This window comes from Amycolatopsis sp. NPDC041971, assembly GCF_055588925.1.
Genome location: NZ_JBVJCE010000010.1, coordinates 210110 through 223809 on the forward strand (window position 1 = coordinate 210110; position 13700 = coordinate 223809).

15 protein-coding genes are annotated in these 13700 nt (G+C 67.4%); 8 read left to right on the top strand and 7 right to left on the bottom strand.

Features of this window, described 5'->3' with window-relative positions; all coding sequences use genetic code 11:
• Positions 1-181: 181 nt before the first annotated feature.
• Both ACZ6DT_RS21160 and ACZ6DT_RS21165 read right to left on the bottom strand, forming a co-directional pair.
• Complete coding sequence (locus tag ACZ6DT_RS21160; protein WP_465597723.1) at positions 182-685, bottom strand: hypothetical protein; 504 nt, start codon at positions 683-685, stop codon at positions 182-184.
• Between the two features lie 451 nt (positions 686-1136).
• Complete coding sequence (locus tag ACZ6DT_RS21165) at positions 1137-1562, bottom strand: hypothetical protein (protein WP_465597726.1); 426 nt, start codon at positions 1560-1562, stop codon at positions 1137-1139.
• A gap of 635 nt (positions 1563-2197) precedes the next feature.
• Here ACZ6DT_RS21165 and ACZ6DT_RS21170 point away from each other — a divergent pair.
• The 5 genes from ACZ6DT_RS21170 to ACZ6DT_RS21190 are packed head-to-tail and all read left to right on the top strand — an operon-like array spanning position 2198 to position 5447.
• Positions 2198-2677, top strand: a complete 480-nt coding sequence (locus tag ACZ6DT_RS21170) for a hypothetical protein (RefSeq protein WP_465597729.1) — start codon at positions 2198-2200, stop codon at positions 2675-2677.
• Complete coding sequence (locus ACZ6DT_RS21175) at positions 2667-3869, top strand: WXG100 family type VII secretion target (protein WP_465597732.1); 1203 nt, start codon at positions 2667-2669, stop codon at positions 3867-3869. The genes ACZ6DT_RS21170 and ACZ6DT_RS21175 overlap by 11 nt, the downstream gene beginning before the upstream one ends.
• Positions 3866-4165: a type VII secretion target gene (locus ACZ6DT_RS21180; RefSeq protein WP_465597735.1), complete on the top strand. Its 300-nt coding sequence runs from the start codon at positions 3866-3868 to the stop codon at positions 4163-4165. Before ACZ6DT_RS21175 ends, ACZ6DT_RS21180 begins: the two co-directional genes overlap by 4 nt.
• Positions 4165-4899, top strand: a complete 735-nt coding sequence (locus ACZ6DT_RS21185) for a hypothetical protein (RefSeq protein WP_465597738.1) — start codon at positions 4165-4167, stop codon at positions 4897-4899. Before ACZ6DT_RS21180 ends, ACZ6DT_RS21185 begins: the two co-directional genes overlap by 1 nt.
• Positions 4896-5447 carry a hypothetical protein gene (locus ACZ6DT_RS21190; protein ID WP_465597741.1) on the top strand — a complete coding sequence of 184 codons (552 nt, stop codon included), beginning with the start codon at positions 4896-4898 and terminating at the stop codon, positions 5445-5447. The genes ACZ6DT_RS21185 and ACZ6DT_RS21190 overlap by 4 nt, the downstream gene beginning before the upstream one ends.
• Here the strand turns inward: ACZ6DT_RS21190 and ACZ6DT_RS21195 are convergent.
• A complete protein-coding gene (locus ACZ6DT_RS21195; RefSeq protein ID WP_465597744.1) occupies positions 5422-6231 on the bottom strand; it encodes a helix-turn-helix transcriptional regulator in 810 nt (269 codons plus the stop codon). The two genes, ACZ6DT_RS21190 and ACZ6DT_RS21195, sit on opposite strands and share 26 nt — an antisense overlap.
• A 96-nt stretch (positions 6232-6327) precedes the next feature.
• Between ACZ6DT_RS21195 and ACZ6DT_RS21200 the strand changes: the two genes are divergently transcribed.
• Positions 6328-7098 carry an ESX secretion-associated protein EspG gene (locus ACZ6DT_RS21200; RefSeq protein WP_465597747.1) on the top strand — a complete coding sequence of 257 codons (771 nt, stop codon included), beginning with the start codon at positions 6328-6330 and terminating at the stop codon, positions 7096-7098.
• Here ACZ6DT_RS21200 and ACZ6DT_RS21205 read toward each other — a convergent pair.
• Genes ACZ6DT_RS21205 through ACZ6DT_RS21220 form a run of 4 tightly spaced genes read right to left on the bottom strand, consistent with a single transcriptional unit; the run spans position 6999 to position 9464 of the window.
• Positions 6999-7403 (bottom strand): hypothetical protein, encoded by a 405-nt coding sequence (locus ACZ6DT_RS21205; protein ID WP_465597749.1) that lies wholly within the window; start codon positions 7401-7403, stop codon positions 6999-7001. The genes ACZ6DT_RS21200 and ACZ6DT_RS21205 overlap by 100 nt on opposite strands.
• On the bottom strand, positions 7400-7672 hold the full coding sequence (locus ACZ6DT_RS21210; protein ID WP_465597752.1) for a YbaB/EbfC family DNA-binding protein: 273 nt from the start codon (positions 7670-7672) through the stop codon (positions 7400-7402). Before ACZ6DT_RS21210 ends, ACZ6DT_RS21205 begins: the two co-directional genes overlap by 4 nt.
• Positions 7669-8724 carry a CHAP domain-containing protein gene (locus tag ACZ6DT_RS21215; protein WP_465597755.1) on the bottom strand — a complete coding sequence of 352 codons (1056 nt, stop codon included), beginning with the start codon at positions 8722-8724 and terminating at the stop codon, positions 7669-7671. Before ACZ6DT_RS21215 ends, ACZ6DT_RS21210 begins: the two co-directional genes overlap by 4 nt.
• Before the next feature lie 17 nt (positions 8725-8741).
• Complete coding sequence (locus ACZ6DT_RS21220) at positions 8742-9464, bottom strand: transglycosylase SLT domain-containing protein (protein ID WP_465597758.1); 723 nt, start codon at positions 9462-9464, stop codon at positions 8742-8744.
• 1500 nt (positions 9465-10964) lie between these two features.
• Between ACZ6DT_RS21220 and ACZ6DT_RS21225 the strand changes: the two genes are divergently transcribed.
• Both ACZ6DT_RS21225 and ACZ6DT_RS21230 read left to right on the top strand, forming a co-directional pair.
• Positions 10965-12665, top strand: coding sequence for a hypothetical protein (locus ACZ6DT_RS21225; protein ID WP_465597761.1), 1701 nt, complete (start codon positions 10965-10967; stop codon positions 12663-12665).
• Positions 12666-12993: 328 nt separating this feature from the next.
• On the top strand, positions 12994-13272 hold the full coding sequence (locus ACZ6DT_RS21230; protein WP_465597764.1) for a hypothetical protein: 279 nt from the start codon (positions 12994-12996) through the stop codon (positions 13270-13272).
• The last annotated feature ends 428 nt before the right edge of the window (positions 13273-13700 follow it).

Genomic DNA, 13700 nt, shown 5'->3' on the forward strand with positions numbered 1-13700 from the left:
AGGTGTCGCCGCCCGGCAAGCCAGAAAGGCGTCCCTCCACGCTAATCCCAGGAACTGGCCGTGGAGAAGGCTCCCGACAAGTACTCCGGCGAGCAGCAGCACCACGATGAGCAGTGCGTATCGCCCGCGCCCTGCGGACGGTGCGGTTACGGTTTCCGCAGTGACGCCGGGCGGTCGCTGATCAGTCGTCGTCACCGGAAGGCTTTCCGGGCAGTAGCGCGTCGCTGACCTTTCCCGCGATTTCGCGTGCCACCTCGGGGCTGGCTCCTGTACCGGTCAAATGGACCGTGATGACCATGGTGAGGTCGGCGTCGGCACCCGTCACCGGGCGAGCGACGTCATCGTCGGTTCGGCGTGCTTTGCGCGCGGCCCATGCTTCGGTGAGCCGGTCGCGTACCGCGTCCAGCGTCTTGTCGGCGGCCTTCTCCACGAGAATGTTCCCCAGATAGGCCGCCGCCGCGAGAACGTAGGGTGTCATCAGCATCAGATCCACCCCGATGCCCACCGGCGCACGCAATGTCCCCGGATTCAGCAGGCGGTCCGGGGCGCGCCGGTACTCGTCCACGACGGCGTCGAACAGGTCGAGCTCCGGCGGATAGTGCTTGCCGACGATCTCGCGGGCGAGATTCAGCACGTCTGGATCAGCAAGCGGAACCGCCGAGGGCGACGGACGGCGCAAACTCATGAGAAGTCCCTATCTCGTCAGCACGGCCCCGCGCCGCGATACCGGTACGTGTCGTAGGGACCACGGTCTTCGTTACGAGAAACCGTTAACCGAGCCAATTCAAGTGATCGTTTCACTGCTGCCGTGCCGACGTGTTGTGGGGAGCTGATCCACCCGAGAGCGGACCGCGGACGACGCGCGGACGAAGCTGCACGTCGTCGAACATGCGTTGCAGGCGGACGATGCGATGCAGGCGTCGGTCGTCGATGGCTTCGGCTGCGGTGACGCCGTCAGCGACCGCTGGGTTCGGTCACCGCAGTGACGGGCAACGGTTGATCAGTGAGCGGGAAGACGGCGCCGGCCCGATTCCGGAAATCCTGTAACGCCGCCATCTCACGAAGAGACTCTTCGGCTGACTCACATAGGCGGGGAGGTGGCCACGGGTACTCGACGCGGAGAACCGGAATCTGCTTCACGTCTTTTCACCGTTTCGGCAGCCATCATGTGGAACAGTGGCGAGAGCGGCAGTGAAAATCCGCTCGGCGAAGGCGCGTCGCCCCCTGTCCATGGGCAGGGCCACGAGGATGGCCAGGCCCGCGAACACCACGGCGGTCAGCGAGACGAGCCATTGCAGGCCGCCGATGACGGCTGCGATGCGCGGCGTGAGAACCATGTCGACCTCCTGGTATCCGGCTGTTTTCGCCCACGACGAAGTTCCCGTGCATCGAAGCGTGTGATTGGCAGGTTTGCACTCGTTCACGCGAGCTTGTCGCCGATTTCGTAGGGAGCCGCGCCCGAACCGGACGGCCCGCGTCAAGGTGAAACTGATGGAGATCATCATGAGAAAGGTAGTCAAGGTGGCGGCGATGATGACTCCGTTGCTCGCCGCCATGGTCATGCCAGTTTCCGCCCACACTGAACAGACCGCGGCCGGGCACTGCACCGGCCTCGACATTCCGGCATATTTCTCCAGAAGTTGGTGTAGACGCCATGCGGAAGCTGCATGACGGCGTGTTTGCACGGTTTGACCGTGTAGCCGGCAAGCGTCAGGAGTTCGCTCAGGGCCGGCTATCCGAGTATCACGGCGCTGGTGATCGCGGTGTCGTCCGCCTAACAGCAACTCAGAGAGGGATCGAAACGTTCCCGCCACGTCACGCGACAATGAAGGTCATGACCGACGACGCGCTGCCCCCAGCAGTCCACGGCCAAGCTCACGTCGTTGTCGATGCGGGGTTACCGAAGTTGGCCCGGACCGCGATGTGGCCGAGCGCGGGCGCGGTGGTGACGCTGCGGTGGCCGGCCACCGCCGGCCTCACCGGTCTCATGAGCCGACTCACCCTGCGTACCCAGCCGGCACAAGAACCTCCGTCGCGCCACCGACCGACGGTTGCGCCGGTGTCCATAGAGGACAGTGTGGCGCAGGGCCGGTTGACCGGCCGTGCAGGGTTCGTGTCCCGGTGTGCATTTGGGGCTGGTCTGGACACGCCGCACCGGCGAGGATGACCAGGTCCGTGACGAGAGGGAGCGCACGACATGGTCAAGGTGCACGGTAAGTCGGAGGCCGAGCGGCTCCGTGAGGAGCTGCGTGAGCAGCGGCGGCCACCCGGGCGCGTCGACAAGGCCGCGGAGGTCGAGAGGCCGTCCGGTGAGGGCGCGGCGGCGATCGTGGCCGACGGTGGAGACCGCATCGAACTGGACTATCGGGAGATCGCGGAGACGCAGAGGCTGCTGGGCGAGCACTATGCCGAGCTGCAGAACTGCCTGACCGAAGCCCGGGAACTGGGCTTACCGCTGGCCGACGGCAAGGGGCCGGTGTCAGTGCCGATGCGGCGTTCGTTCGCGCGCCGCGGGGGTGCGGAGGAAGGCGGCGTGCAGCTCGCGCTGGAGTCGTATCTGGCCGAACTCGACGCGTTGCGCACGGCGATCGGCATGGTCGCCGAGCGGCACGCTCGCACTGACGAAGCCGCCGCGTCCGCCGTCGATGCCGTGGCGAGGGGGACCGATGACCGGTGAGTACTACTCCGAGAAACATCCGCCGAGCCGCCGGGCACTGGCCAAGCGGCGAAAGCTGGTCCAGAAGCGCAAGGCGAACCTGCGGGAAGGAGCGTTCAAGAAGATCAATTGGGAGTGTTACGAACACCGCCAGCTGTGGGACATGATCAAATCCGCGGAGCCGCCGAGGCTGGGCGAGCAGGCGCACCGGTGGGCCCAGCTGGCCAAGAACGTCGGCGCGGAAACCGCCGCGGTCCGCACGAGCGTGCAGAAGCTGCTGCTGTCCTGGCGCGGCCCGTCGGCGGCGCAGGCCGCGGAGTCTGCGCACCGTCTCACCACCTGGGCCACTGAGGCCGCCAGGACCTCCCGGCACATCGGCGACGGGCTGGACGCCTACACCGCGGCCATCGCCGAAGCCCGCCGCAAGATGCCGGAGCCGGTGCACTACTACGCCGAGCGCTGGTTCCGCGACGATTACGCCGTGAAGGCGCTCGACGGTCCCAATGGCGCCTACATGCTGGACGACCTGCTCGACGACAAGCTCCCGTCCAAGCGGGAGGCCGACCGGGCCAAGGCCGAAGCCGTGCGGGTCATGAGCCAGTACGAAGATGCCAGCCACGGCGTCCGGCATCAACTGCCGCGGGGATTCGAGACCGCGCCGAAGTCGGCCGATCTCCCGTACCACCCGGTGCCCCTGCCGCTTCCGGTCACTCCGCCCGCCGGACCACCGCCACGAGACCGCCCGCCCGCCGAACCGCCACCGGCCCGGCCGACCCCGCCGGTGGTGCCGCCACCGGTCGTCCACGGTCCGGAAACCGTGAGTCCCGTCGAAGAAGGCACCTATGCGGCTTCGGCAGGCGTCGGGGACCTGCCGGGAGGCGGTACGACCGGTGTCACCGGGCCCGGGCAGGGCGCGGGGTACGGACCCGGCACGGCTCTGCCCGGCTTCTCCGCCGAGGACGCCGCCAAGAACGGCCGTGGCCTCGCCGGCGGTGCCGGGAGTGGGTTCGGCGGCATGCCGGCCCCGGCCGGCGGCTCCGGGCAGGGCACCACGGCCGCCCGAGGTGGTGCCGGGGGCGCCGGTTTCGGCATGTACCCGCCGATGACCGGTACGCAGCGGGAAGAGGACAAGGAGCACCGCGACCGCTACGGCAGCGGTTACGACCTCCTCGATGATCTTCCGCCCGCCTATCCGCCGGTGTTCGGCGAATGAACGGTTACCGCGCCGAACCGGGGCTGATGCGCGACCTCGCGCGTCAGCTGGAGGACGTGGCGGAGGAGCTGGACGCCGTCGTCGACCTGACCAACGGCCTCGCCGCGGGCGATTTGGGACCGGCCGGGATCGCGTCGGCGCTCGACGGGCTGATCCGGCCGTGGGCGGACTCGATCGGTGCCGCGCACACCGAGGTCGCCCACGCCGCGTCCGGGGTCCGAACGGCGGCGAAGACCTACGAGGACACGGATGACGATGCCGCGCGGACACTGCGGCGTGCGGCCGGAGGCTCGTGATGCCCGCGTTCGGAGGCCTCGGTTTCGACCCGGTTGCGGGCGACGCGGACGCGGTCGCGGCCGCCGCCCGCAAGTGTACGGATGCGGCCGCGCACCTCGACGCGGTGGCCGGGGCGCGGATCGATGTGCCGCGCGAGTGGGAGGGCGTCGCCGCCGGAAGCGTCGCCGCCCGTGCCACCGCGGCGAGGACGGCGCTCGAACCCGCGCCCGCCGTGTTGCGCGCATCGGCCGGGATCCTCACCGAGTGGGCCGGCACCGTCGTAGCCGGAGTACGGCGAGCCGAGCAGCTCGACCGGCGCGCGGTGGTCCTGCGGCGCGCGCTCACCGACGCCGCGGACGCCGTCGAAGTCACGGAGACGGCCGTCCAGTTCGCCAGCGGCGCGGCAGCGGCCACGGCACAAGCCGATCTCACCGCGGCGAAGGCGCGCCATGAAGCCCTGCAGCGCGAGCTCGACCGAATTTTGGAGCAGGCCCGTGCCCTGGAAACGGCTCATCGCGCCGAGGCGGCTCGGATCGAGGAGCGGCTGAGGGCGCTCGGCGAGCCAGGCACTGCCTTGGGCGAGGCGCCGGACGGCGCGTCGCTGTTCGCCGAGATCACCGGCGGCATGGCTCGGTTTTCGGTGCTGGGCAGGGAACTGGCGGCATCGCTGGCCCGTGCCCCCCGTGCCGCCGTCACCCCGCCCGCCGGAGCCGTGGGTGTCTTCGCCTCGGCTGTGGCACTGGGTGGCCGGTGAAACTCACCGCCGTCCCGGGGATCACCCCGGTCTCCCTCGCGTCGGTCGATCGGACCATCGCCGAACTGCGCACATTGCTGATCCGGCTCCGTGGCCCCGACGCAGAACGCGATTTCGGGCTGGAGGCCGCCGTGATCCAGGCGGCCGAACGCGCCCACGAGCATCGTGCGGGCTTGCTGGCGGTCGCCGAACATCGCGACGCCGACCCGGCCTTGTTGATCGCCGGGTCGGTCCCGGTCGAGCGGCCGCTGAGTGTCGAGGCCGCCGCCGGGCTGAGTTGGTTCGCCGCCGACACCACACCGGGGATCCGCGAGGTCAGCACGGCGACGACCGCCCGCGGCTATCCGGTGGTGATCGTCGAGCGGATCGCCGTCGACGGGCCCGCCGCCGGAGCACAGCTCCAGGCCGTCGTGCTCGATCCGGGGAGCCCGCGGGTCGCGGTGTTCACCTTGCACTCACCCGGAGGCCGTGGCTGGCTGGACGTCGCCGCGCTCGCGGGCGCGCTCGTCGCGGGGGTGGATCTCAGTGAGCCAGCGTGCGTTCCCTGAACTCACGAGGTGTCTGCCCGACCGCCTTCCGAAAGGTGCGTGAGAAATGGGCTGCACTGGTGAATCCGCAGTCTTTGGCGATTTCGGCGATTCCCCGCCCGGCCTTCGCCGGATCCGCCAGCAACGTCTTCGCCCGCTCCACCCGCAGCCCTTTGATCCGTTCGGAGATACCATGCCCGTCGTCGAACAGCTGATACAACCGCCGTCGCGAGATGTAGAGGGCCTCGGCCACCTGATCGGCGCCCAGCGCAGGGTCGGCGAGATGACCGCGCATGTACCGCACCGCCTCGCGACGGCGGGTCGCGAGCGCGTCGGCACGGTCGAGCTCGGCCCGCAGCACACTGCGCAGCACCAGCTCCGCGAGTCCGCACAGGTGGTGGGCGAGGCCGTGCGGATCGAGCGCCGGGCCGACGGCGAGGACGTGGGCGATCGCGCTGGAGACCAGCGCGCGCAGAGGCGCATCGACGTCCACCGGGCGGAACATCAGCGGTCGCAATTCGGTGAAGGACAACGACAACTCCGCCGCAGGAAGGGTCAGCATGACGACTCCGCGCCTGCCCGGTGCCTCCACGTCGTGCCCGCCGACTGGCACGACGTGGAGGACACAGCCCGCGAAGCCGAGTTTCACGCCGTCCTCGGCGACCGCGCGCGGGATCGTGCACCGTAGGAGAAGCTGGATGCCGTCCGGCCCCGCCCGGCGGTCGCCGAGGATGGCCGCGCGCGCGGCCGCGGCGCCGGAGGCACGGACGATGAGCTGTCCGGTCGCGACTTCGGGTTCGGTCATGGGCACCGTTCGCGGATTCGTCGGGATTGCGGTGTTGATTCTCGCTGTTCGATCGATATCGTGCCGCCTGCAGGGCGGCACTAGGGGAGGGGGGCCATGGCACGGCGTTCGGGTAGTTCGGCGGGCATCGTCCTGTCACATCTGGAATTCGATCTGCTGTGGGCGGATCTGGGAAACGGTGACCTGCCGTATCCGCTGGAAGTGGCCTCGCACGGCGAGACCATGGACGAACGGGGCGACTTGGGCGAACGCGTCTTCGCGGGGCTGGCCGAGGCCGGTTACACCAGCGGTGACGACCTCGATCCGGCGCTGGAGGACCTGTTCGTCCTGCTGGGCTCACCCGCGCTGTCGGTGGACACGCTGGTGCTCGGCGAACAGCCGTGGCGGATGCTCGCCGCCGTCCGCGGTGCCCACGGCGTGCTGGCGGTGCTCGATGACAAGGACCTGGTCCTCGAGCCGATGCGCGCGGTCGATCTGGTGCCCACCGTCGGCCGGATGCTCGGCGACGGTGTGCCGGGCCCGGGCGAACAGATCCGCCTGCCACGAGCCGCCTTCTCGGCCGCCATGGCCGGCTTCGAGAGAGCGGGTTACGACGGGTTCGAACGCGCGCTGGCCGGAGCCGGGATCACCGGGCGCAGCGTGCGGCCGCTGGCGACCATGGTGACCGCCGCCCGGTACGGCGCCGGGCAGCTCGCGGCCAACGGCATCCGCGGCCGGAGCCCGGTACTGAGCTGGTTCGACACCGAGGCGGGCCGCTACGTCGTCACTCATGAGAACGTCGGCGGCGAGCCGTGGGTGATGGTCACCCCGGCCGACGCAGGCCGGCTCGCTGAGCGAATCGGCACGCTGATCGAAGACGTCTCATGACGGAAACGCCAGGCGGGCAAGGTGAAGGAGGCGGCGACGTCGTCCACAACGGACTCACCGGCGTCGAGCGCCACCGCGGTCGCCTCCCTGGCGAGACGGAGGATAAGCGCGGAAAGCTCACTCGCCCGCAGGGAAAGCGCGTCACGATCGAAGTGGAGACCGATCGGTTTCCCGTACAGATCGACGGTCACCGTGACTCCGCCGGCGCGGGCCTCACCGGTTACCGCCGCCAGCCTGCCACGGTAGTCGGTGTCGGGCGCGTCCGCGTCTTCGAGCAGTTGCTCGACACTGCGATCGTCAGTCACTGCACGCTCCACGTGTCCGGAGTCGTCTCTTCGATCGCTTCGGCCACTTCAGCCCTTGGCGCGAGCCCCAGCATGTCCGCCGTGGCGCCGTCCATGCCGAGCCGCTTGCCCGCCTGGGCAGTCGCCCGCTCCACGAGGCCGAGGATCCGCCGGGAGAGTTCCCGGGGATCCAGTCGCAGCGCGGCCTCCTCGATTCGCAGCTCCCGCAGCGCCCCACCGGGCTCGACCTCGACCGTGACCACCCGGTCGCGGGCTTTCCCGGTGGTCACGGGCGCACCCCGCCGTAGAAGGTCGAACCCGACAACGTGTGGGTGTTGCGGCGGACGGAGTCGCCCGAATTGCCCTCGATCAACGTCACCTTGTTGCCTTCCACCTTTTCCACGATGCCGATGTGCGTGCTCGTCGACGGACTTTGCGGCCCGGTCCCGAACAGCAGCACGTCGCCGGGTTTCGCCTCGCGCAGGGAGTTCCGGCCATACGCCTTCCCGTGGCGTTGTCCCCAGCGGTAGACGTCCCCGGTGAACGGCGTGATCGGGATGTCCACTCCGGCCTTGCGCCACATCGCGGTGGCGAACGACGAGCACCACGGCGCCGTCGGGCCATAGGGATTCCGGTTGCTGCCGGGAGGATTCTCTCGCGTGCCGAGTTCTTCGCGCGCCGAGGAAACGACCTTCTCCCGCCGGGAGGACGCTTTGGCCGGGTCGGTTCGGCCGGGCCTGCCGGCATCGGGGGAATGGTCCGGCCGTTCCGGGACTTCGCGATCGGCGACCCCGTCGTGCCGGAGTTCCTTGCGGAGTGCCCGCAAGCGTTTCGCGGCGTCGGTGAGCTCACCGTTCACCTTGCGCAGTGTCGCCGCCGACTGCCGGGTGTAGCGCGGCGCGAGATCGGCGGCCGCGGCGATCGCGGTGGCCAGTGCGGCCCGCGACCCCGGGCCGGTCACCCCGGCGGCGTCGTCGAGGAGCTTCTTGACCTTGGCGATGTATTCGTCGGCGAGCCTCTGGACCGCGGTGTGCCCACCGTCCACACTGGACACGACGCGGGCGACGATCCGTTCGGCGTCGGTGCCCGCCTCGGCGGTGGTGCGGATGTCCTTGCGCAGCCGCCTGGTGACGCGCTCGAACTCGTCCGACGCCTTGCCTTCCCAATGGGAGAGGACGACGTCGGTCTCCTTCTTGTGCGCGTCGTGCTGGTCGTGCAGCGTCCGCGAAACCTGGTGCAGGGCGAACTGGACGCGGGCAGCGTCCTCGGCCTTGCCCGCGAGCTTGTTCCGGTGTGCCAGGATGTCCGAGGCGAAGCCCCGTGCCGTGGCCAAGGTGTCCATGGAGGTCTCCAACGTTGTCAGGGGAGCCGGTGCAGGCTCGCGGCGGCCGAGGAATCGCGGTCGTGATAGGCCTTCCGGGCCTTTGCCGCGGCGTCCGCGAGCCGGTCGGCGGACACTCCGACCGCCTTGACCTGCCTCTGCAGGGCGGCACCGAAGTCGCCGAGCGCGTCGGCGAACCCGGACTCCTTGCCGATCAGGCCGAAACTGTCGTCGGCGATCGCCCGGACGTCCTTGACCTGGTTGCGCGACGCGGCGGTGAGGGCGTCGCCGACTCGGCGGGTACGCCGCACGAAGCCGTTCAGGGTCTCCCCGTCCACCCGGATCCGGCCGAGGCCGCCACCGGCGGGGGCACCACCGCCAGTGGGGCGTTTCGGGAGGGCTTCGGCCGCCTTGCGGGCCGCGGGCAGATGACGGCGGTAGGCTCCGTTCGTGAAGGTCGACCACGGTGTCCATGACCGGCCGTCATTCGAGATCTTGTTGGCCGCCTTGGCATTGGTGACGGGATCGAACAATTCGGAGTTTGCGTCCAGGCCGAACTGCCTGCGCCGCTCTGGCCCCATGCCGCCCAGCATGTTGATCTGCCAGAGCCCGTAAGAGTTGTCGGGCGGGGTGGCGTTGTGGGCGCGGGTGTTCCCGCCGGATTCGGCGAGCGCGACCGCCACCGCCGTGGTCAGCCCGTCACCGCGGAAGCCGGCGTCGTGGGCGTGCCGGGCGATCTGCTCCGGGGTCAGCTTCGTCATGGACCGAGCTTGACCGCCTGTGCACGCCGGTGGGAACCGGTGTTGCACGCGTGGACACGTACGTTGCGCAGGCGGTCAGCCCGGGGCTGGCCGACGGGGTTCGATCCAGATGTTGCGGAACCTGGAACTCCTATGACCTGCAGCTGACCAGCACCGATCCCGCGGGGCGGGTGTCAACCGGTCTATGACCACGCGGACCGGGCGACAGACAAGTACGGACACGGGCGCTCTCAAGATCCTGGGAGTACGGGACCGGCCGCGCGGTGACTCCCGGTCCCGCGACCGGTGACTACCGGCTGCGGCCTACGTCGACGACGGCATCCTTCATGTGGATCGGCGGCCAGCTGGCATGGACTATTGGCAGATCAGCAACCCGGGGTGGCGCGAGGCGACAGTCCACAGCGACTCGCCGGAACAGGTCAAGGAGATCCGGATCGACTACTGGATGTGGTGGACCGCGCTCGTGATCGCAGTCCTGACCGCGGGCGCGGGCGGCGCTGTGGCCGGCCACCGCCGGACGTGGAGTCGCCGCCGAGCATCGCGATCTTCTACGAAGAGTTCGCGCCGCGGATGCGGTCGGCCTCCGCGCCGCGTGGATCGGGTCGCGCTCACGCCGAGTGAGCGGACCAAAGCTGGGGGAGTGGTTTCCGCACCTGCGCGCCACGTTCGGTGATATGCGGCTCGAGACGGCTCCGAAGCCATCGCCTCTTTACGACTGAAGCCCCGCGCCTCTGAGGGGGGCAGGGCTTTTGACCTGCGAAAACAGATGGTGCGCGATACTGGGATTGAACCAGTGACCTCTTCCGTGTCAGGGAAGATCGAAACAACTCGTGACCAGGCGTTTCCTCTGTTCCCGCAGGCCCGCGGTCTCTCGTTCCTCCTCGTGGGGGCGGCTTCGAACGCGTTGTGGCGCGTTCCGGTCGCCTGAATATCGCCAGCTGATCTTGGATTGCTGGTTACGAGGAGTTACTTCGTGTCTCTTGAGTCTGCGGGTTCCCGGTTGAACGTGACTCGGCTCAAGGTCGCCCCGAGACGTGGCTTGACATTGACCTGGTCGGCAGCGTGCGGCAGCTGGGCAGCCAGGTCGGTCCTCAGTAAGTTGCCGACCCGCGCGATGGCTGTATCGACTGCGGCCAGGTTCGGCTATCCCGATCGGAGTAACGGCTGTGGGGTTGCAGAAGTCGCTTCATGCGTCCGGCCTGCCGTGGCAGGCGAGTTCGACGGGGCGGCATGATCGTCAGCTATTTCGCTGCGTCTGCTCTACCTCATCTTCCGCTGGTGGCGTTCTGCACAGGGTGATCGCGCTCGCTGGTAGCAGACGGCTTGAACGGCTCATGAATACGGTGAGTTCGAAACGTCGAATTCACCAAAGGAGTCCCAGTACAGGGTCCGTGGGTGAACCTGCCCGGCTAACGGATTCAGGACGGTTCACCCGAACTGTAACGATGCGACCAGGCACATCCGACATCGTAGTCAATCGGCGTCTGCACCATCTTCAGGTTGAACAAGGCGCCGGATGGTGGAGGTGAACAGGTGACGATTCTCTATCGTGCGATCTGGAATGACCGTGGACCAGAGCTGGTCTCACGTGTTCAAAGCGCCTTCTCAGTGTGGGTAAAACAGAAAAGTAGTGAACAACTCTCGGGAACGGAGCTCGACGCGACGACACCTGACGGAGCCATGCGGGTCCGTTTGGAGCGTGTGGATGGCGCGGGGGCGCCGGTCGGTACTGCCCTTCGGGCAACGTTTGTCGAAACGAACAAGGAGGGTTCGCGCTGGACGACCTCTGTTCGCAGCTGGGAAGAAGTTTCCAAGGGGAGGGAAGTCAGCGGCTGGGTATGGCTGGATGTCGAAGCGGTCGCCGACGACCTTCTTGAGAACGTCACCATTGCGGCACCGAAATTCGTTCCGCCTCTCCTGCTCGGTGGCTGTGCCCCTCACCGTCAAGGGGTGCCGCTGACATCAGAGCCTGCCGCTTTCTCAGGCGAGCCTGGCGCGGAGGCGCTGGCCGAGCTGGTTACGGATATCGAGCGAGATGTGCCGCTCGTGGTTTTCTCGGCTTTGCCTGTCGGGTTTCAGGTCAGAGATCTGCCACAGGGTGTGTCCGTGGCGGAGAGGTTCAGCGAAGCGATCACGCGGGTCGCGACGATGACCGCGGGGCTCGCGCTCGTGTGCCGGCTCGACGAGGAGGGAACCCGGTATTTCAACGAAATCGTCGGCAGTACCTACGAGGTTCGTGACGGAGCGTTCCGGATCTATCTCCCCGGTGTGGATCCTGCTGTCGACGAAGGATGGCGGCATCGTTACACGGTGCCCGCCCGGTTCCTGCGATACCGGTACGCCGCCGGAAGACTGGTCAGCCGGGCCATCGCGTTGCGCGCAGGGGCTCGTCGGCCGCCGGACAGCTACGACGCGGCAGCCGATCTTCTCGATTCGGCGCGTTCAGGCAAACCCAAGGAGCTGCAAGAGCTTCTGGAGCTGGCCGAAGCGGAGATCGCAGATCAGCGGGGGAGTCTGGTAGCGCTGGACCAGAAGTACCTCAGTGTCGTAGAAGAGCAGCAGCAGCTCGAAGAAGAGAACAACCGGTTGCGTGCGGACCTCGAACTGGCACGGAAGAAGCTGAGGCTGGTAGGTCGCGAACTGTGGGAGGACCAGTCGGCTGCGGTCGCGAAACTGGAGAGCCACCGCTTTCCGGGCAACGCCGAATCGCCAAGCGAGGCCGCCTTGTATGCACAGGAGTACTTAACCGATTTTCTAAGCTTCCCAGACGATGCGTGCAAGGATCTCGATGATATAGACACGGCAGTCGAGGCGCGGGCTTGGGGCGAGACCTCGTGGCGTGGCTTCCGGGCACTTCACGCGTATGGACAGGCGCTGACAGGCGCGGAGCATCCAGGATCCTTTTGGACTTGGTGCGTGAACTCCCATAGCCCCTATGCGTGGCCCGCGAGTCCGAAGAAGCTGGCCATGGTCGAAAGCGAATCGGTGAATCGGAGTGATCGTCTGCGCGCCAAGAGGGTATTCCCGGTCGACCGAGAGGTGGACCCTTTGGGAAGAATCTACATGGAGGCTCACTTGAAGGTCGCCGAAGGTGGCGGAATGCTCGCTCCGCGAATTTATTTCCTTCCGTCGAGGGAGACGGGAAAAGTGTGCATAGGTTACTTCGGTCCGCATAAGAACGTCCCCAATACGCTCACTTAACCTAATTGGTGGTGCGTGATTCAAAGAGCGACGCCGTCGAGCTGGGTCGTTTGTACCGAAACCGCCGGGAAGGGAACACGAAGCAGTTCCGCGCCTTCGGGTGGACCGGGCAGACCGTGTGGTGTCGCTGCGCTCATTCGGTTGTCGCCGAAGAAGATGGGGGTGTGCACCGGTTGTTGACGCCGGGCACGGTTCTGCGGTGGCATCGTCGTCTCGTGGCGAGAAAGGTGGACATACCCGAAACGTCGCCCGTCCCTGGATGACGCTGTTATGGTGTTGATCGAGCGGACCGCCCGGTAGCACCCACTTGAGGGTATGAGGATTCAGGGTGAGCTGCGCAGGGGCGGACATCGTGTGGGTGCTTCGCGGTCTGCCGCGTTTTGATGCAGCTGCGGATCCGTCGGCGCCGACGCAGTGCATCGATACGATCTGGCGGCAGTTTCTTCGGGTGCGGGCGTCGATGATGCTGGCGTGTGACTTCTTCCATGAGGACCGCGCGGTCACGTTGAAAAGGATCTACGTGTTCTTTGTATTAGCGGTCGGCAGTCGCGTTGTCCACGGGTTCGGTATGACGAGCAACCCGGACGGCGCGTGGACTGCGCGGTAGGCGCGGAATCTGGTGGTCAATCGGGGGGAGCGGGCCGCGGACTTCAGGTGCCCGGTATGTGACCGAGCCAGCCAGTTCACGTGCGAGTCGATGCGGTGCTGGCTGCGTTTCCGCGACGGCGTAACATGATCTTGATGTCATTAGGCTTGAAGGCTTTGCGCCCTCGCTCGGCGAGAAACAAGTCAGGAAGGTCTGCCGCCGGATGGCGAGACCTCGCGCGAAGATAACGGCTTATAGCCTGTCCTGCGCGTTTACCGAAGGGCACGAAGCGCTGTCGGTCTCCCTTTCCGCGGACAAGAATCCCGTCCGTTCAAGATCCAGGTTGTCTCCCCCGGCATGTCTCCAACAGGCTCGCTATCTCGTCGCCGGAGAGAACCGGGATGAGCTTCGTGGGTGTGGCAACCTGACTGAGCTTGTCCATGGGGTGG

Excerpts from the sequence above, each read along its gene's own strand:
- ACZ6DT_RS21160 (WP_465597723.1), bottom strand. The coding sequence starts at position 685 with ATGAGTTTGCGCCGTCCGTCGCCCTCGGCGGTTCCGCTTGCTGATCCA.
- ACZ6DT_RS21200 (WP_465597747.1), top strand. The coding sequence starts at position 6,328 with ATGGCACGGCGTTCGGGTAGTTCGGCGGGCATCGTCCTGTCACATCTG.
- ACZ6DT_RS21185 (WP_465597738.1), top strand. The coding sequence starts at position 4,165 with ATGCCCGCGTTCGGAGGCCTCGGTTTCGACCCGGTTGCGGGCGACGCG.
- ACZ6DT_RS21170 (WP_465597729.1), top strand. The coding sequence starts at position 2,198 with ATGGTCAAGGTGCACGGTAAGTCGGAGGCCGAGCGGCTCCGTGAGGAG.
- ACZ6DT_RS21165 (WP_465597726.1), bottom strand. The coding sequence starts at position 1,562 with ATGACCATGGCGGCGAGCAACGGAGTCATCATCGCCGCCACCTTGACT.
- ACZ6DT_RS21220 (WP_465597758.1), bottom strand. The coding sequence starts at position 9,464 with ATGACGAAGCTGACCCCGGAGCAGATCGCCCGGCACGCCCACGACGCC.
- ACZ6DT_RS21215 (WP_465597755.1), bottom strand. The coding sequence starts at position 8,724 with ATGGACACCTTGGCCACGGCACGGGGCTTCGCCTCGGACATCCTGGCA.
- ACZ6DT_RS21180 (WP_465597735.1), top strand. The coding sequence starts at position 3,866 with ATGAACGGTTACCGCGCCGAACCGGGGCTGATGCGCGACCTCGCGCGT.
- ACZ6DT_RS21195 (WP_465597744.1), bottom strand. The coding sequence starts at position 6,231 with ATGACCGAACCCGAAGTCGCGACCGGACAGCTCATCGTCCGTGCCTCC.
- ACZ6DT_RS21175 (WP_465597732.1), top strand. The coding sequence starts at position 2,667 with ATGACCGGTGAGTACTACTCCGAGAAACATCCGCCGAGCCGCCGGGCA.